The following is a 17243-nucleotide window of genomic DNA, read 5'->3' on the forward strand; positions in this document are numbered from 1 at the left end:
TGCGAACCAGCGGGCCTTCTTATATATATGCAGGCCGCAGCCTTCGCCTAGAACGGCAGCTTCGGGCCGCCGGGGCCACCCAGGCCGCCCATGCCCTTCATGCCGCCCATGCGCTTCATCATCTTCATGAGGCCGCCGCCCTTCATCTTCTTCATCATTCCCTGCATCTGCTCGAACTCGTTGAGCAGGCGGTTCACTTCCTGGACCTGCACGCCGGCACCCGCCGCGATGCGGCGCTTGCGCGTGGCCTTCAGCAGTTCGGGCTTGCGGCGCTCCAGCGGCGTCATGCTGTTGATGATGCCTTCCTTGCGGCGGATGTCGCGCTCGGCACGGCTCAGGTCGGCCTCGCTGGCCTTGGCGGCCATCTGCGTGGGCAGCTTGTCCATCAGGCTCGACAGACCGCCCATCTGCTTCATCTGCTGCAACTGGCCGAGGAAGTCGTTGAGGTCGAAGCCCGCGCCGCTCTTGACCTTGGCCGCGAGCTTCTGCGCCGCCGCCACGTCGACGCCGGCAGTGACCTGCTCGACCAGCGCGACGATGTCGCCCATGCCCAAGATGCGGCCCGCATGGCGCTCGGCGTCGAACACTTCCAGGCCGTCGATCTTCTCGCTCACGCCCGCGAACTTGATCGGCACGCCCGTCACCTGGCGCACCGACAGCGCCGCGCCGCCGCGCGAATCGCCGTCGGTCTTGGTCAGGATGATGCCGGTGAGCGGCAGCGCTTCCTTGAAGGCCTTCGCGGTGTTGATTGCGTCCTGGCCCTGCATGGCATCGACCACGAACAAGGTTTCGACCGGATCGAGCGCCGCGTGCAGCTGCTTGATCTCGGCCATCAGCACTTCGTCGATGGCGAGGCGGCCGGCCGTGTCAACCAGTAGCACGTCGAAGTAATGGCGCTTGGCGTGATCGAGCGCGGCGCGCGCGATGTCCAGCGGCTTCTGATCGGGGGCGCTCGGGAACCACTCGGCGCCGGCCTGCTTGGTGACGGTCTTGAGCTGCTCGATGGCGGCCGGGCGGTACACGTCGCCCGACACCGTGAGCACCTTCTTCTTGCGCTTCTCGATCAGGTGCTTGGCGAGCTTGGCGGTGGTGGTGGTCTTGCCGGCGCCCTGCAGGCCGGCCATCAGGATCACCGCCGGCGGCTGGGCCGCGAGGTTGATGTCGGACACGCCCTCGCCCATGGTCGCCGCGAGTTCGCGGTTGACGATGCCGACCAGTGCCTGCCCCGGCTTGAGCGAGCCCAGCACTTCCTGTCCGAGCGCCTTTTCCTTCACGCGAGCGACGAAGTCGCGCACCACGGGCAGCGCCACGTCGGCTTCCAGCAGCGCCATGCGCACCTCGCGCAGCATGTCCTGCACGTTGCTTTCGGTGATGCGGGCCTGGCCGCTCATCGTCTTGACGAGGCGGGAGAACTTTTCTGTGAGGGCGGTGGCCATGAACGGGATGCCTTGCTGCCCGCTGTGGCGCGGGCCGGATGAGAAGCCTGGGAGACGGGAAAGAACTTGAAGCCGGGCGCCGGGAACGCAAGAGCGAGACGCTAAACTCCGGCCGATGATTTTAGCGATCCCCTCCCCGCTCGGCGTGGCACTGGGCATCGCCACCGCGGTTGCCTACGGATTTGTCGCCGCCGCGGGCACCCGGCTGAGCCGTCAATCGACCCAATGGGCCCTCGGAATTGCATGGCTTCTGCATGCCGCCGCACTGGGCCACGGCCTCATCGGCAGCCAGCCGCGCTTCGGTTTCGCCCCTGCGCTGTCGGTCACGGCGTGGCTGGTGCTCACCGTCTATGCGGTCGAAAGCCGCATGTATCCCCAATTGAAGGTGCGGCGCGCGCTCGCCTGGCTGGGCGCGGCTGCCGTGCTGCTGGCCATCTTGTTCCCGGGCACGCCGCTGCACGTGACGGCCTCGCCATGGCTGCCGCTGCACCTGGCGCTGGGCATCGCCTCGTACGGACTGTTCGCCGCCGCGGTGGTGCACGCCTGGCTGATCACCCGCGCCGAGAAGCAGATCCGGCTGGCTTCCGCCGAAGCACAGGGCGGCGTGCCGCTGCTCACGCTCGAGCGGCTCACCTTCCGCTTCGTCACCGCCGGCTTCGTGTTGCTTTCCGCCACGCTGCTGGCCGGACTGCTGTTCAGCGAGCAGCTGTACGGCCTTGCCGGCCGCGCCTGGAAGTGGGACCACAAGACCATCTTCTCGGTGCTCGCCTGGATCACCTTCGCGGTCCTGCTGATCGGCCGGGCCCGCTTCGGCTGGCGCGGCCGCACGGCGCGCCGCGTGCTGTATGCCGGCTCGGCCCTGCTGCTGCTGGCCTACGTGGGCTCGCGCTTCGTGCTCGAGGTCGTATTGGCGCGCCCTCCCGTCTGAAATGAAATACCTCCTCGTCCTCGCGGTGCTCTGGGTCGCGATCTGGCTCTGGCGCAAGAACCGGCGCGAAGAAATGCGCGACGCCATGCGCGAACGCGCGGCCAAGGCGCAGCAACAGCAGCGCACGCCCGCCGGCCAGCCACAGGCCATGGTGCGCTGCGCCCACTGCGGCCTGCACCTGCCGGCGACCGATGCCATCGCCGGCCCCGGCGGCGCGGTCTATTGCAGCACCGCTCACCGCGAAGCCGCCGCACGGCAATGAGCGCCCCTCTCTGGTCGCGCGGCGAGCCGGTCACCGACTGGGACGTGCTCGACCAGGGCCCGGGCGAAAGCACGGCGCTGGGCCGGCTCTGGCGCGGCTTCATGGGCGCGCGCTGCTTCGTCGCACTGGTGCTGATGCTGCTGCAGGGCGTGGCCTTCGCGATCGGCCAGACGATGCAGCCGATCGCCATCGGCATCTCCGCGCTCTATCTGGGCGCGACCTGGCTGGGCATGCGCTACACGCGCTTCCATCCGCCGATCCGCGGCTTCGCGACGCTGTGGCTGCTGACCATCGGCGTCGACCTGGCTGCCTTCACCGCCTTGCAGGTGCTGCAGGGCGGCAACGTCAACTACACGCCGCTGTTCGCGCTGCCTGTGCTCATGAGCGCGGTGCTGGGCACCATGCTCGTGAGCCTGGGCACCTCCGCCACCGTCACGCTGCTGCTGCTGGCCGACGCGGGCTGGCACTGGCTGCAGCAGTCGGGCGATTCATCGCCGCGATTCGTGCAGGCGGCGCTCACCGGCACCGGCTTCTTCGTGGTGGCGCTGCTCGCTCACGAAATGGCCCGCCGGCTGGCGCGCGAGGAAGCCGTGGCGCAGCGCAGCCGCAGCAGCGCGCAGATGCAGGCGCAGGTCAACGACCTGGTGATCGAAACGCTGAGCGAGGGCGTGCTGGTGATCGACGCCGAAGGACTGGTACACGCGGCCAACCCGGCGGCCGACGCCATCCTCGGCCAGGGCCTGGCGAAACTGACCCTGCCGTTCCCGCTGCATGCCCAGCCCGCATGGCACGCGCTGGCCGCGCTGGCGCGCCAGACCTTCGCGCGGCGGGCGCCGCAGTCGGAAGAGATCCCGGTGGCGCAGGCGCGCGGCGCGGCACGCGAGGTGCGCGTGCGCACGCGGCTCACGCCCACCAGCGAGAAGCGCGCGGACAGCCTGTGCGTGATGTTCCTGCAGGACCTGCGCGAACTCGAGGCCCGCATCCGCACCGAGAAGCTGGCTGCCATGGGCCGCATGTCGGCGGCCGTTGCCCACGAAATCCGCAATCCGCTGGCCGCCATCACGCAGGCCAGCGCGCTGCTCAACGAAGACCTGACCGACCCCGCGCACCGCAAGCTCACGAGCATGGTGCAGCACAACGCGCAGCGGCTCGCGCGCATCGTGGACGACGTGCTCGATGTCTCACGCGCCCGCCAGCAACGCGTGCTGTCGCTGGGCGAGCAACTGGTGCTCGACCCCGCGGTGCAGGTGCTGGCCGAGGAATGGGTACGCCAGACCCAGCGCAAGGGCGTGCTGGTGTCGCTCGATGCGCCGAGCTGCGACGTGCGCTTCGACGCCGAGCATCTGCGCCGCCTGATCGTGAATCTGCTGGACAACGCCTCGCGCTACGCCGGCAAGCGCGAAGGCTCGATCCAGGTGCTGACCGCGCAGCAGCGCGGCGGTACCAACCGCCCCAGCCTGATGGTGTGGAGCGACGGCGCGCCGCTGGAGCCGGCGGTGCAGCGGCACCTGTTCGAGCCATTCTTCTCTTCCGAAAGCCGCTCCAGCGGGCTCGGCCTGTTCCTGTGCCGCGAGCTGTGCCGGCGGCACGGCGCCACCATCGGCTACGAACGGCGCGCGCTGGTGCCGGGCGGGCCCGAGGGCAACGAATTCTTCGTCAGCTTTGCCGCCAGCGAAAACCGGCTGACACAATAACGCCCGTGAGCAACTCCACCCCTTCCACCCAGCGGCCGGCGCAGATCCTGGTCATCGACGACGAGCCGGACCTGCGCACGCTCTACGAGCTGACGCTGCTGCGCGAGGGCTATCGCGTCGAGGCCGCGGGCAGCGTGTCGGAAGCCTGGCAGCACCTGGAAGCCGGCCGCTTCGACGCAGTGATCACCGACATGCGGCTGCCCGACGGGCAGGGCATGGAGATCATCCACCGCATCCAGAAAGACCAGCGCAGCGAGCGCTGCGTGGTGATGACCGCCTACGGCTCGGCCGAGAACGCGGTCGAGGCGCTGAAGGCAGGTGCCTTCGACTACCTCACGAAACCGGTCGACCTGAAGCAGTTCCGCGCGGTGGTGGCTTCGGCCGTGCAGGCGCGGCTGGCACCGCAACCGGTGGTGGCCAAGGCCGTGCAGGCGGCGCCCGCGAGCACCGCAAACGAAGCGGCAGCGGTCACGTCCGGCACCGGCATCGCCGCGCTCGACCGCCTCGTGGGCGAATCGGAGCCGATGCGGCTCGTCAAGTCGCGCATCGCCAAGGTGGCACGTGGCATGGCGCCGGTGCTGGTGCGCGGCGAATCGGGCACCGGCAAGGAACTGGTCGCGCGCGCGGTGCATGCGTGCAGCCAGCGCAGCGAGGGCCCCTTCGTCGCGGTGAACTGCGGCGCGATTCCCGAGAACCTGCTCGAGGCTGAATTCTTCGGCGCGAAGAAGGGTTCGTACACCGGCTCGTCGCAGGACCGCGACGGCTACTTCCAGGCAGCGCGCGGCGGCACGCTGTTTCTCGACGAGATCGGCGACCTGCCGCTGGCCATGCAGTCGAAGCTGCTGCGCGCGATCCAGGAGCGCAGCGTGCGCTCCATCGGCTCGACGCAGGAAGACGCCGTCGACGTGCGCATCGTGAGCGCCACCCATAAGGACCTTCACGCCGAAGTGCAGGCCGGCCGCTTCCGGCAAGACCTTTTCTACCGCCTCAACGTGATCGAGATCGCGGTGCCCGCGCTGCGCGACCGCCGCGAAGACCTGCCGGCGCTGTGCAGCGCGCTGCTCTCGCGCATCGCACAGGACGGAGGGCTGCCGGTGCCGCACCTGTCCGACGATCTGCTGCGCCGCCTCGCGCAGCATCCGCTGAACGGCAACGTGCGCGAGCTCGAGAACCTGCTGCACCGCGCGGTGGCGCTGAACGACGGCGACGAGTTGCACCTCGATCTGATGGGCGGCTTCACCGCCGCGGCCGAAGCGGCGGCGTCCGCGCCGGCTCCGCTCTCTTCCGCCGCCGATGCGCCTGTCGTTTCCGCGGTTCCGCCTCCGAGCGCCGCGCCGGCCGCCCCCCTCAAGCCAGCGCCCCCGCCGCTGCCCTCCGACCTGCAGGCCTACCTCGACCAGCAGGAGCGCGAAATCCTCGTGCGCGCGCTGCACGAGAGCGGCTTCAACCGCACCGCGGCCGCCGCGCGGCTCGGCATGAGCCTGCGCCAGATCCGCTATCGCATCGCGCGCCTGGGCATCACCACGCCCAACGGCGACGATGGCCCGAGCAGCCATGCCGACGACTGAAGCTGCCGGCGACGGGCTCTGGCAAGGCGGCTGGTATCGCTTCGCGAAGGCGCTGCGCTCGCCCAACTTCGGTCCCCGCCCGGAAGGCGCACGGATCGACCTCGTCGTGCTGCACTCGATCAGCCTGCCGCCCGGCGAATATGGTGGCGACTCGGTGCAGCGGCTCTTCACCAACCAGCTCGACTGGGACGCGCACCCCTACTTCCAGTCGATCCGCGGCCTCGAGGTGTCTTCGCATTTCTACGTGCGGCGCAACGGCGAGCTCTGGCAGTTCGTGAGCTGCGACGACCGCGCCTGGCATGCGGGCGTGTCGTCCTGGCGCGGCCGCGGCAACTGCAACGACGACTCCATCGGCATCGAGCTCGAGGGCCTCGAAGGACAGCGCTTCGAGGAGCCGCAATACGAGACGCTCGCAAGCCTGTGCGCCGCCATCGCGCAGCACTTTCCGGTCGAGCACATCGCGGGCCACGAGCACATCGCACCGGGCCGCAAGCAGGACCCGGGCGCGGGTTTCGACTGGCGCCTGCTGCGCGAACAACTGGGCTGGAATCCACAGATGTTTCCTGAGCAGGTGAGGCAGCGCTAATTTTTTCAATCGCGCGGCGCCCCGCGATGCGCCGCTCTTGCGGCGCAGCAATGCGAAAATGCCGGCTGCGCGATGTAGCAACCATGCGCCTTGCAGGCCCAAATCGCCTTGCAAGCCACGCCCCATGCGGGTTGCGTGACCATAGGCCAGTATTTACGGGGCATCTTCGCCCGCAGCCTATTGCGGAAGTAATACCGGCAATCCTTGTATCTATTGGAAAACGCTACATCTAGTGGGTTGTACGCCCCATGCACCCTAGATATAGTGTCCTCCGTCCGGTCACACACACCGACGCGGTGCCCGGCCCAGGCGCCGCCATCCAACAAGAATTGCCAACCGAGAGGAAGCGAATGCAAACAGCTCTGAACCCCCAATCGACCCCGCGTGCCGTTCCCTCGACGCCACCGCAACAGCAGCGAGACACTGCTGGCTCCCCCTCCGGCCAGAACCTGGCCCACTACCAGATCATCCGCCGCAACGGCGCCGTCGTTCCCTTCGAGCCGAACAAGATCGCCATCGCGATGATGAAGGCCTTCCTGGCAGTGCACGGCACCCAGGGCGCGGCCTCGGCCAGCGTGCGCGAAACGGTGGACGTGCTCACGCAGGGCGTGATCCGCGCGCTGGTGCGCTCGCGTCCGGGCGGCGGCACCTTCCACATCGAGGACGTGCAGGACCAGGTCGAGCTCGGCCTGATGCGCGGCGGCCATCATGAAATTGCCCGCGCCTACGTGCTGTATCGCGAACGCCGCACGCAGGAGCGTTCGAAGCAGGGCGAGCAGGAAGTGCCGGCCACCCCCGCGCTGCACGTGCTGGACAACGGCGAGCTGGTCGCACTCGACCTGAACGAACTCAAGGGCCTGATCGAGTCGGCCTGCACGGGCCTGGGTGACAGCATCACGGCCGCGCCCATCGTCGCCGAGACGATGCGCAACCTGTACGACGGCGTGCCGCTCGACGAGGTCTACAAGGCCTCGATCCTGGCGGCCCGCACGCTGATCGAGAAAGACCCCGACTACACCTTCGCCACCGCGCGCCTGCTGCTGCACACGATCTTCAAGGAGATCATCGGCCGTGAAGTGATGCCCGCCGAGCGCGCCACCGCCTATGCCGACTACTTCCCGCAGTTCATCAAGAAGGGCGTGGACAACGACCTGCTCGACGAGAAGCTGCTGCAGTACGACCTGCCCCGCCTGGGCGCGGCGCTGAAGGCCGAACGCGACAACCAGTTCGACTACCTCGGCCTGCAGACCCTGTACGACCGCTACTTCCTGCACGTGCGCAAGACCCGCATCGAGCTGCCGCAGGCTTTCTTCATGCGCGTGGCCATGGGCCTGTCGCTCAATGAAATCGACCGCGAAGCCCGCGCCATCGAGTTCTACGAAGTGCTGTCGTCGTTCGACTTCATGTCGAGCACGCCCACCCTGTTCAACGCCGGCACGCTGCGCTCGCAGCTGTCGAGCTGCTACCTGACCACCGTGCCCGACGACCTGGACGGCATCTACGAGTCGATCAAGGAAAACGCGCTGCTGTCGAAGTTCGCCGGCGGCCTGGGCAACGACTGGACCCGCGTTCGCGCGCTGGGCAGCCACATCAAGGGCACCAACGGCGAATCGCAGGGCGTGGTGCCGTTCCTGAAGGTGGTGAACGACACGGCCGTGGCCGTGAACCAGGGCGGCAAGCGCAAGGGCGCCGTCTGCACGTACCTGGAAACCTGGCACCTCGACATCGAGGAGTTCCTGGAGCTGCGCAAGAACACCGGCGACGACCGCCGCCGCACGCACGACATGAACACCGCCAACTGGATCCCCGACCTGTTCATGCGCCGCGTGATGGAAAAGGGCACCTGGACGCTGTTCTCGCCTTCCAACGTGCCCGACCTGCACGACCTGTTCGGCGCCGACTTCGAGAAGGCCTACGTCGCCTATGAAGAGAAGGCCGCCCGCGGCGAGATCAAGCCCGCGCGCACCATCCAGGCGACCGACCTGTGGCGCAAGATGCTCACGATGCTGTTCGAGACCGGCCACCCCTGGATCACGTTCAAGGACGCCTGCAACGTGCGCTCGCCGCAGCAGCACGCCGGCGTGGTGCACTCGTCGAACCTGTGCACCGAGATCACGCTGAACACCAGCGACACCGAAACCGCCGTCTGCAACCTGGGTTCCGTGAACCTGCTGCAGCATCTGAAGGACGGCAAGGTCGACCAGGAAAAGCTGAAGAAGACGATCTCCACGGCAATGCGCATGCTCGACAACGTGATCGACATCAACTACTACGCCGTGAAGAAGGCGCGCGACTCGAACCTGCGCCACCGTCCGGTCGGCCTGGGCCTGATGGGCTTCCAGGACGCGCTGTACGAACTGCGCATTCCCTACGCCTCGCAGGAAGCCGTGCAGTTCGCCGACGAGTCGATGGAAGCCATCTGCTACCACGCCTACTGGGCCTCGACCGAACTGGCCAAGGAACGCGGCAAGTATTCGAGCTACAAGGGCTCGCTGTGGGACAAGGGCATCCTGCCGATCGACTCGCTCGACCTGCTCGAGAAGGCTCGCGGCGGCTATGTCGAAGTCGACCGCACGGCCACCCTCGACTGGGACGCGCTGCGCTCGAAGATCAAGTCCGACGGCATGCGCAATTCGAACTGCGTGGCCATCGCCCCGACCGCGACCATCTCGAACATCATCGGCGTGGACGCCTCGATCGAGCCTTGCTTCGGCAATCTCTCGGTCAAGTCGAACCTGTCGGGCGAATTCACCGTGATCAACCACTACCTGGTGCGCGACCTGAAGCGCCTGGGCCTGTGGGACGACGTGATGGTGATGGACCTGAAGCACTTCGACGGCTCGCTGCGCCCCATCGACCGCGTGCCGCAGGACGTGAAGGCGCTCTACGCCACCGCGTTCGAGATCGAGACCACCTGGCTGGTGGAAGCCGCCGCGCGTCGCCAGAAGTGGATCGACCAGGCGCAGTCGCTGAACATCTACATGGCCGGCGCATCGGGCAAGAAGCTCGACGACACGTACAAGCTCGCATGGCTGCGCGGCCTGAAGACGACTTACTACCTGCGTACGCAGAGCGCGACGCACGCCGAGAAGTCGACGGTGCAATCGGGCCGACTGAATGCGGTGTCGTCGGGCAACAGCGAAGCGCCCTCGGGCATGAGCGCACTCGAAGCAGCAGCGGCTGCAGCAAAGGCGCAGATGAGCGCGATTCCCGCCACCGACATCGCGTTCTGCGGCGTGGACGATCCGACCTGCGAAGCGTGCCAATAAACGCGTCGATGCTCGCGACAGTCAGTCAGTGAGGTGCATGCGAAAAATCGCGCGACGTTCATTCAATGAAGGCATTGACTGACATCACGCGATGCATGCGAGCAACATAACAACCACATAAATGGCGTGCGATGTGAACGAGCACTTTGCAACTCACATCGTTACTCCGATAATTTGAGCATTGGATTTTTCTATGTTGACCTGGGACGAAGAAGTCAAGCCCTCCTTACCAAAGGATATGCAACAAGGTTTGCAGCACCACAACGCATCGACCAGCGGCTTGCCCGCAGGCCGTTCGGTGGACGCTCCGACTTCGTCGATCGCGCAACCCGCCCTCCGCACATTCAGCACGCTCGATGACGGCGCTGCAGTGCGTCCGGTTGCCGCAGCAGCAGCAACGCCTGCCGCCACCACCCAATCCACCCAGCGCGTCAAGGCTTCCGACAAGCGCATCATCAACGGCCAGACCGACGTCAACCAGCTGGTGCCGTTCAAGTACAAGTGGGCGTGGGAGAAGTACCTCGCCACCTGCGCCAACCACTGGATGCCGCAGGAAGTGAACATGACGCGCGACATCGCGCTCTGGAAAGACCCGAACGGCCTGACCGAAGACGAGCGCCGCATCGTCAAGCGCAACCTCGGCTTCTTCGTGACCGCCGACTCGCTGGCCGCCAACAACATCGTGCTGGGCACCTACCGCCACATCACGGCCCCCGAATGCCGCCAGTTCCTGCTGCGCCAGGCCTTCGAGGAAGCGATCCACACGCACGCGTACCAGTACATCGTCGAGTCGCTCGGCCTGGACGAGAGCGAGATCTTCAACGCCTACAACGAAGTGCCGTCGATCCGCGAGAAGGACCAGTTCCTGATCCCGTTCATCGACGCCATCAGCGACCCCAACTTCAAGACCGGCACCCACGAGACCGACCAGACGCTGCTCAAGTCGCTCATCGTGTTCGCCTGCCTGATGGAAGGCCTGTTCTTCTACGTCGGCTTCACGCAGATCCTCGCGCTGGGCCGCCAGAACAAGATGACCGGCGCCGCCGAGCAGTACCAGTACATCCTGCGCGACGAGTCGATGCACTGCAATTTCGGCATCGACCTGATCAACCAGCTCAAGCTCGAGAACCCCGGCCTCTGGACGGCAGAGTTCAAGGCCGAGATCAAGGCGCTCTTCATGCGCGCCGTCGAGCTCGAATACAAATACGCCGAAGACACGATGCCACGTGGCGTGCTCGGCATGAACGCCTCCATGTTCAAGGGCTACCTGCGTTACATCGCCAACCGGCGTGCACAGCAGATCGGCCTCGAAACGCTCTTCCCGAACGAAGAAAATCCGTTCCCCTGGATGAGCGAAATGATTGACCTGAAGAAAGAGCGCAACTTTTTCGAAACCCGCGTGATCGAGTACCAGTCGGGTGGTGCGCTCTCCTGGGATTGAATCTTTCGACAAGAATTAATGAATTCAAGAATTGCCCTTGCCACCGATCGCGCCGAAGAGCGCGGCATGGACGAGGGCTCAGGTGTTCATGGTGCTGGAGCTCAGATTCCAACGCCATGAATCGCTTCACGCTACCCAACGTGCGTGGAGTGCTTCAATAGGTTGATTTTTTCAACTTGATCAAGGAGAAATAGAAATGGCAACTGCAAAGAAAGCGCCGGCTAAGAAAGCCGCTGCAAAGAAGGCTCCGGCAAAGAAGGCTGTGGCCGCCAAGAAGGCTCCTGCCAAGAAGGTAGCCGCCAAGAAGGCACCGGCCAAGAAGGTCGCGGCCAAGAAGGCTCCTGCCAAGAAGGTAGCAGCGAAGAAGGCAGCACCGGCCAAGAAGGCCGCTGCCAAGAAGGCTCCGGCGAAGAAGGCCGTAGCGAAGAAGGCGCCTGCGAAGAAGGCTGCTGCCAAGAAGGCTCCGGCGAAGAAGGCCGCTGCCAAGAAGGCGCCTGCGAAGAAGGCTGCTGCCAAGAAGGCCCCTGCCAAAAAGGCTGCGGCCAAGAAAGCCGCGAAAAAGCCTGCTGCCAAAAAGCCTGCTGCGAAGAAGGCTCCCAAGGCCGCTGCCCCTGCCAAGGCTGCCGCCGTAGCGCCTGCCCCTGCGGCGCAAACGACGCTGAATCCCCAGGCAGCATGGCCGTTCCCCACGGCCAGCAAGCCCTGAGTTTCTCAGCGGCCTTGAAGGCAAAAAGCCCGACACCTCACGGTGTCGGGCTTTTTTCATTGCGTCGGCCCTGCCGACGCTTGCTCAACGAAGGAACTCAGAGGCCCAGCGCCTTGCGATCGATCTCGTAGTTCTGCGGGCCACGCTGCGCGATCTTGATCGCGCCGACCTTGTTGCCCAGCGCCGCGCACTGCGCGAGCGACCAGCCCTTTTCCAGACCGAACAGCAGCGCACCGCGCCATGCATCGCCGCAGCCCGTGGGCTCGACCACCTCGGTGGCCACCACGCCCGGCACGTGTTCGCGTTCGCCGTTCGTCCACACCTCGCAGCCCTCGGCCGCCAGCGTGACCACCAGGCCGCGCACGCGCTTCGAAATCTCGGCCAGACTCCAGCCGGTGCGCTGCGACAGCATCTTGCCTTCATAGTCGTTCACCACCACCCAGCTCGCGAGCTCGACGAAATGGCGCAGCGCCTCGCCGTCGAACATCGGCAGGCCCTGGCCCGGATCGAACACGAACGGAATGCCCGCGGCGGCGAACTGCTCGGCGTGCTGCAGCATGGCATCGCGGCCATCGGGCGCGATGATGCCGAGCTTGATATCGTCGCGCGCTGCCACTTTGGTGATGTGCGCCTGCTGCATCGCACCGGGGTGGAAGGCGGTGATCTGGTTGTTGTCGACGTCGCTCATGATCATCGCCTGCGCGGTGAAGGTGTCGTCGAGCTGGCGCACGAATTCCGTGCTGATGCCCAGCGAACGCATGCGCTCCGAGTACGTCGCGCCGTCGCTGCCCAGAGTGGCCATGGGTAGCGCCGTGCCGCCCAGCGCATTGAGGCTGTAGGCGATGTTGCCCGCGCAGCCGCCGAAGTCACGGCGTAGCGTCGGCACCAGGAACGACACATTGAGGATGTGCAGTTGATCCGGAAGGATCTGGTCGGCGAACCGGCCCTCGAAAGTCATGATGGTGTCGAATGCGAGGGAACCGCAAATCACTGCTGCCATGGTTGAACCGTTGGTTGTTGGATGAATGGAACCGGGCGGGACGCTTGCACGCGCCCCGCTCAGGGATAGAAAGCCTCGACGCGATAACCCGCCACAGGCGGCAGCGCAGCCGCTTCGGAGGCAGACAGCGTCAGGGGCAGCGAGGCCGCACGATCCGCACGCGCCGGCAGCACCGAAGGAGCACCGTAGTCCGCCGGCATCAGCACGCGGCGCACCACGGCGCGCTCCTGCGTGTCGAGCAGCGAAAGCTCGACGGCAGGCATCGCAAGCGGCACGGTCGCGCCGTTGCGCAAGGTGAAGCTCAGGCGGTAGTCGTTGCCGCCGCTCTTCTCGCGCGCGAAGGCCGCGCCTTCGATCACGATGTCGCCGATCTGGCGCAGGGCCCCGAGCTCGCAGCCTGTGTACTGGCACAACGCCGCAAGGGCGGGTCGCAGATTGGGCTGGCGCGCGACGATGCCATCGCGCTCGTGGCGAATGACTTGCAGGACGAGCAGCAGCACAGCGAGCAACACCAGCAGGATCAGCACGGCACGCACGCCCCTGCGTTGCCAGAAGCCCGCCGGTTTTTCGGCGGACTCGTCCTCGTCCGCGAAAGGATGCCCCACCGGCAGTTCGAAATCCGAAGAGTGCACGTGCAGCTCGGGTTCGCTCTCCGCCTGCACCACCACGGCCGGCGCTGGCGCGGCCGCGCGCTCCTCCCGCGCCTTGGCGCTCGCGATCTTGGCCGACTTGATGCGGGCACGGCGCAGCGCCTTCTGCATCTGCACCTGGTCGTGCTCTTTCTCCTGCTGCTCGCGCACCCGCTCCGCGTCATCGCCCTCCTCACTCGCGCGCTCGATGAGCGCGCGCGTCGTCATCTTGGCACGCGGGGCGACAGGCAGCGGCGGTGCCGGGGGCGGTGGTGCGGGCGGTGGCGCAGCAAGATTCAGATCGATGTTCGGAAACGGCGGCAGCGTGCTCGGCGGCGGCTTCCAGGCAGGCTCACTGACGTCGAGATCGGACCACGGTTCGTCGGCGACGATGCCATGCTCGGGCAGGGTCAGCGAGAACGCGGGCAGCGGTGCAGACGGCGGTGGAGGCGATGGGGCCTGCACCGGAGACGACACGACCGCCGAGGCCGGCGCGAGCACCAGGGCATCCGGCGGCAGCAGATCCTCTTCCCTCTCACGAGACTGCTGCTGATGCTCGGGCTCATCGTCGAAGAAGTCCGCATCCTCGGTCGTCGATGCCGCAGGCGCCGGCTCTTCCTCTTCGATCAGGGGCTCGGGCAGGGGCGCAGGCGGTGCGGAAGGCTCCGGCACCAGCGGCGCAGCCTCGACGGCGGGCTGCTGCTCGACCAATCCCGGCATGTAGCCGCTGCCTTGCACCGGCGCCGGCGCGCCGTCGGGCGTCTCATGCAGGTCGAGCGTGGCGTCGAACACGTTGCTGCAGCGACCGCAGCGCACCCAGCCATCCGAGATGCGAAGCTGGTCCCGCACCACCTTGAAGGTGGTGGTGCAGGCGGGGCAGCGCGTGACGAGGCTCATGACCGGGCGATTGTAGGGTTGCGCCCTCGCCGCGGGAGGGCTGCGAGGCGACGCAAAAAGCCGGCCAGCCGCGCGCAGCGACTGCTCAGCAGCGGGCGGTCATGAGGATCCAGCCGTCCTCGGCGTCGCTGACTTCGAGCGTTGCGTACGGCGCGTAGGCCTCTTTGAGTTCGTCGGCCTGGCGCTCGAGGATGCCGGCCATGACGAGCGATCCGCCCGCCTTCACATGGCCACGCAGCAGGGGCGCGAGCAGCTTGAGCGGCGTGGCCAGGATGTTGGCGAGCACGATGTCGTACTCGCCTTTGGCTGCGTCGGGCAGCCCGGCCTTCAGTTTCACGCCGTTGGCCTCGGCATTGAGCACGGTCGAGGAGACTGCCGCCTCGTCGATGTCGACGGCGTCGATGTCCGTCGAACCGAACTTCGCTGCGCCGATCGCCAGGATGCCGGAGCCGCAGCCGTAGTCGAGCACGCGCCGGCTGGCCAATGCGCCCTCGCCCTGCATCGCGATCCACCGCAGGCACATGCGCGTGGTGGGATGCGTGCCGGTGCCGAAAGCCAGGCCCGGATCGAGCCGGATCACCTGCTTCGCCTGCCCGGGCGGCTCGTGCCACGTCGGCACGATCCAGAACTCGGGCGTGACTTCGACGGGCGCGAACTGCGATTGCGTCAGGCGCACCCAGTCCTGCTCAGGCACGGGCGCGATGCCGAGCACCTCGCAGCCCTCGAAGAAGTCCTGCAGCGCGAGCACCGACGCGGCCTCCTTCGCCTGGGCTTCGTCGGGAAACAGCGCGATCACGCGCGAACGCTGCCAGCCTTCCTTCGGCGGCGGCATGCCCGGCTCGCCGAACAGCGCCTGCTCGGCATCGGTCTGCGCGTCGGCGTCTTCCACCGACACGCTCAATGCATCGAGTGCATCGAGCGCCTCGCAGAGCGTCTCGACCCGGTCTTCCGGCGCCATCAGGCGGAGTTCAAACATCGCGATATTCCAGGCTCAGCGCTTGTGTGCAGCCAGCCACTCTTCGAGGTAGTGGATGTTGGTGCCGCCACTCATGAACTTGGCGTCGACCATCAGTTCGCGGTGCAGCGGGATGTTGGTCTGGATGCCTTCGATCACCGTCTCGTTCAGCGCCGTGCGCATGCGGGCCATGGCCTGCTCGCGCGTGTCGCCGTAGACGATGATCTTGCCGATCATCGAGTCGTAGTTCGGCGGCACGAAGTAGTTGGTGTACGCATGCGAGTCGACGCGAACGCCAGGGCCGCCCGGGGGGTGCCACATGGTGATGCGGCCCGGCGAGGGGGTGAACTTCCAGGCGTCTTCCGCGTTGATGCGGCACTCGATGGCGTGGCCGTGCATCTGGATCTGGCGCTGCGTGAACGGCAGCTTCTCGCCGGCCGCGACCATGATCTGCGTCTTGACGATGTCGATGCCGGTGGTGAACTCGGTCACCGGGTGCTCCACCTGCACGCGCGTGTTCATCTCGATGAAGTAGAACTCGCCGTTCTCGTAGAGGAACTCGAAGGTGCCGGCGCCGCGATAGCCGATCTTCTTGCAGGCCGCGGCGCAACGCTCGCCGATCTTCTCGATCAGCTTGCGCGGGATGCCGGGTGCGGGCGACTCCTCGATCACCTTCTGGTGGCGACGCTGCATGGAGCAGTCGCGCTCGCCGAGATAGACGGCGTTCTTGTGCTTGTCGGCAAGCACCTGGATCTCGATGTGGCGCGGGTTCTGGAGAAACTTCTCCATGTACACGGCCGGATTGTTGAAGGCCGCGCCGGCTTCCGCCTTGGTCATCTGGATCGCGTTGACCAGCGCCGCCTCGGTGTGCACCACGCGCATGCCGCGGCCACCACCGCCGCCCGCCGCCTTGATGATGACCGGGTAGCCGATGGCGCGCGCGATGCGCTTGTTGGTGGCGGCGTCGTCCGAGAGCTCGCCCTCCGAGCCGGGCACGCAAGGCACGCCGGCCTTGATCATGGCCTGCTTGGCCGACACCTTGTCGCCCATCGTGCGGATGTTGTCGGGCGTCGGGCCGATGAACTGGAAGCCGCTTTGCTCCACGCGCTCGGCGAAGTTCGCGTTCTCGCTCAGGAAGCCGTAGCCGGGGTGGATCGCCTCGGCATCCGTCACCTCGGCCGCCGAAATGATCGCCGGCATGTTGAGATAGCTCTGCGCAGAGGGGGCCGGGCCGATGCAGACAGCCTCTTCGGCGAGCTTGATGTACTTCGCGTCGCGGTCGGCTTCCGAATAGACCATCACGGCCTTGATGCCGAGCTCGCTGCAGGCGCGCTGAATCCGGAGGGCGATTTCCCCCCGGTTTGCAACCAGGATCTTCTTGAACATGCTTACTCGATGATGAACAGCGGCTGTCCGTATTCGACCGCCTGGCCGTTTTCGCCGAGGATCTGGGTAACCGTGCCGGACTTGTCGGCCTCGATTTCGTTGAGGATCTTCATCGCCTCGATGATGCAGAGGGTGTCGCCCTCGTTGACCTTGCTGCCGACCTCGACGAACGCAGCGGCGCCCGGGCTCGACGAACGGTAGAAGGTGCCGACCATCGGCGACTTCACGGCGTGGCCGGCCGGTGCGGCTTCGGCGGCCGGTGCGCCGGCCACGGCAGGCGCCGCGGCAGGAACGCCGGCCGGGGCCGGTGCGGCAGCCGCCTGGGGCGCCGCCAAGGTTTGCACATACTGCACCGGGGCAGCGCCGCCGCCCTTGACGATGCGAACCTTGCCTTCGGTTTCCGTGATTTCCAGTTCGGAAATATTCGATTCGGACACCAAGTCGATCAGTGTCTTGAGTTTGCGCAGATCCATGGGACTCCAGTGC

The 17243-nt window shown here is 66.4% G+C and carries 14 protein-coding genes; 8 read left to right on the forward strand and 6 right to left on the reverse strand.

The window, feature by feature from the left end:
- Positions 1-47 precede the first annotated feature (47 nt).
- A complete protein-coding gene (ffh, locus tag EJO71_RS08850; protein ID WP_125948351.1) occupies positions 48-1436 on the reverse strand; it encodes a signal recognition particle protein in 1389 nt (462 codons plus the stop codon).
- Between the two features lie 115 nt (positions 1437-1551).
- On the opposite strand from ffh, the gene ccsA reads away from it, so the two are divergent.
- The 8 genes from ccsA to EJO71_RS08890 all read left to right on the forward strand — a co-directional run bounded on the left by ccsA (position 1552) and on the right by EJO71_RS08890 (position 11890).
- Positions 1552-2364 carry a cytochrome c biogenesis protein CcsA gene (ccsA, locus tag EJO71_RS08855; RefSeq protein ID WP_125948350.1) on the forward strand — a complete coding sequence of 271 codons (813 nt, stop codon included), beginning with the start codon at positions 1552-1554 and terminating at the stop codon, positions 2362-2364.
- Position 2365: 1 nt separating this feature from the next.
- Positions 2366-2626: a PP0621 family protein gene (locus tag EJO71_RS08860; protein WP_125948349.1), complete on the forward strand. Its 261-nt coding sequence runs from the start codon at positions 2366-2368 to the stop codon at positions 2624-2626.
- Complete coding sequence (locus tag EJO71_RS08865; RefSeq protein WP_125948348.1) at positions 2623-4320, forward strand: ATP-binding protein; 1698 nt, start codon at positions 2623-2625, stop codon at positions 4318-4320. Before EJO71_RS08860 ends, EJO71_RS08865 begins: the two co-directional genes overlap by 4 nt.
- Positions 4321-4325: 5 nt before the next feature.
- Positions 4326-5888, forward strand: coding sequence for a sigma-54 dependent transcriptional regulator (locus EJO71_RS08870; protein WP_125948347.1), 1563 nt, complete (start codon positions 4326-4328; stop codon positions 5886-5888).
- Entirely contained in the window at positions 5875-6474 is a 600-nt protein-coding gene (ampD, locus tag EJO71_RS08875; RefSeq protein WP_125948346.1) for a 1,6-anhydro-N-acetylmuramyl-L-alanine amidase AmpD, read from the forward strand. The genes EJO71_RS08870 and ampD overlap by 14 nt, the downstream gene beginning before the upstream one ends.
- A gap of 350 nt (positions 6475-6824) precedes the next feature.
- On the forward strand, positions 6825-9743 hold the full coding sequence (locus EJO71_RS08880) for a ribonucleoside-diphosphate reductase subunit alpha (protein WP_125948345.1): 2919 nt from the start codon (positions 6825-6827) through the stop codon (positions 9741-9743).
- Positions 9744-9936: 193 nt separating this feature from the next.
- A complete protein-coding gene (locus EJO71_RS08885; protein ID WP_125948344.1) occupies positions 9937-11184 on the forward strand; it encodes a ribonucleotide-diphosphate reductase subunit beta in 1248 nt (415 codons plus the stop codon).
- 196 nt (positions 11185-11380) lie between these two features.
- The gene (locus tag EJO71_RS08890; protein WP_019656794.1) at positions 11381-11890 is read left to right on the forward strand and encodes a histone H1-like DNA-binding protein; all 510 of its coding nucleotides are present in this window, start codon (positions 11381-11383) and stop codon (positions 11888-11890) included.
- Positions 11891-11987: 97 nt separating this feature from the next.
- Here EJO71_RS08890 and EJO71_RS08895 read toward each other — a convergent pair whose 3' ends face one another.
- The 5 genes from EJO71_RS08895 to accB all read right to left on the reverse strand — a co-directional run bounded on the left by EJO71_RS08895 (position 11988) and on the right by accB (position 17230).
- A complete protein-coding gene (locus EJO71_RS08895) occupies positions 11988-12890 on the reverse strand; it encodes a carbohydrate kinase family protein (protein ID WP_125948343.1) in 903 nt (300 codons plus the stop codon).
- A gap of 59 nt (positions 12891-12949) precedes the next feature.
- The gene (locus EJO71_RS08900; protein WP_125948342.1) at positions 12950-14416 is read right to left on the reverse strand and encodes a zinc-ribbon and DUF3426 domain-containing protein; all 1467 of its coding nucleotides are present in this window, start codon (positions 14414-14416) and stop codon (positions 12950-12952) included.
- An 85-nt stretch (positions 14417-14501) separates the two neighbouring features.
- A complete protein-coding gene (gene prmA, locus EJO71_RS08905) occupies positions 14502-15392 on the reverse strand; it encodes a 50S ribosomal protein L11 methyltransferase (protein ID WP_125948341.1) in 891 nt (296 codons plus the stop codon).
- A 15-nt stretch (positions 15393-15407) separates the two neighbouring features.
- The gene (accC, locus tag EJO71_RS08910) at positions 15408-16757 is read right to left on the reverse strand and encodes an acetyl-CoA carboxylase biotin carboxylase subunit (protein ID WP_125948340.1); all 1350 of its coding nucleotides are present in this window, start codon (positions 16755-16757) and stop codon (positions 15408-15410) included.
- Between the two features lie 2 nt (positions 16758-16759).
- Positions 16760-17230, reverse strand: coding sequence for an acetyl-CoA carboxylase biotin carboxyl carrier protein (gene accB, locus EJO71_RS08915; protein WP_125948339.1), 471 nt, complete (start codon positions 17228-17230; stop codon positions 16760-16762).
- Positions 17231-17243 lie beyond the last annotated feature (13 nt).

Origin of the sequence: Variovorax sp. 679, from assembly GCF_003952185.1 — a bacterium.
Taxonomy (GTDB): domain Bacteria; phylum Pseudomonadota; class Gammaproteobacteria; order Burkholderiales; family Burkholderiaceae_C; genus Variovorax.

Coding starts and splice junctions, on each gene's coding strand:
- ffh (WP_125948351.1), bottom strand. CDS start 1,436: ATGGCCACCGCCCTCACAGAAAAGTTCTCCCGCCTCGTCAAGACGATG.
- EJO71_RS08900 (WP_125948342.1), bottom strand. CDS start 14,416: ATGAGCCTCGTCACGCGCTGCCCCGCCTGCACCACCACCTTCAAGGTG.
- accB (WP_125948339.1), bottom strand. CDS start 17,230: ATGGATCTGCGCAAACTCAAGACACTGATCGACTTGGTGTCCGAATCG.
- EJO71_RS08880 (WP_125948345.1), top strand. CDS start 6,825: ATGCAAACAGCTCTGAACCCCCAATCGACCCCGCGTGCCGTTCCCTCG.
- EJO71_RS08890 (WP_019656794.1), top strand. CDS start 11,381: ATGGCAACTGCAAAGAAAGCGCCGGCTAAGAAAGCCGCTGCAAAGAAG.
- EJO71_RS08885 (WP_125948344.1), top strand. CDS start 9,937: ATGTTGACCTGGGACGAAGAAGTCAAGCCCTCCTTACCAAAGGATATG.
- EJO71_RS08895 (WP_125948343.1), bottom strand. CDS start 12,890: ATGGCAGCAGTGATTTGCGGTTCCCTCGCATTCGACACCATCATGACT.
- ampD (WP_125948346.1), top strand. CDS start 5,875: ATGCCGACGACTGAAGCTGCCGGCGACGGGCTCTGGCAAGGCGGCTGG.
- EJO71_RS08860 (WP_125948349.1), top strand. CDS start 2,366: ATGAAATACCTCCTCGTCCTCGCGGTGCTCTGGGTCGCGATCTGGCTC.
- ccsA (WP_125948350.1), top strand. CDS start 1,552: ATGATTTTAGCGATCCCCTCCCCGCTCGGCGTGGCACTGGGCATCGCC.
- accC (WP_125948340.1), bottom strand. CDS start 16,757: ATGTTCAAGAAGATCCTGGTTGCAAACCGGGGGGAAATCGCCCTCCGG.
- EJO71_RS08865 (WP_125948348.1), top strand. CDS start 2,623: ATGAGCGCCCCTCTCTGGTCGCGCGGCGAGCCGGTCACCGACTGGGAC.
- prmA (WP_125948341.1), bottom strand. CDS start 15,392: ATGTTTGAACTCCGCCTGATGGCGCCGGAAGACCGGGTCGAGACGCTC.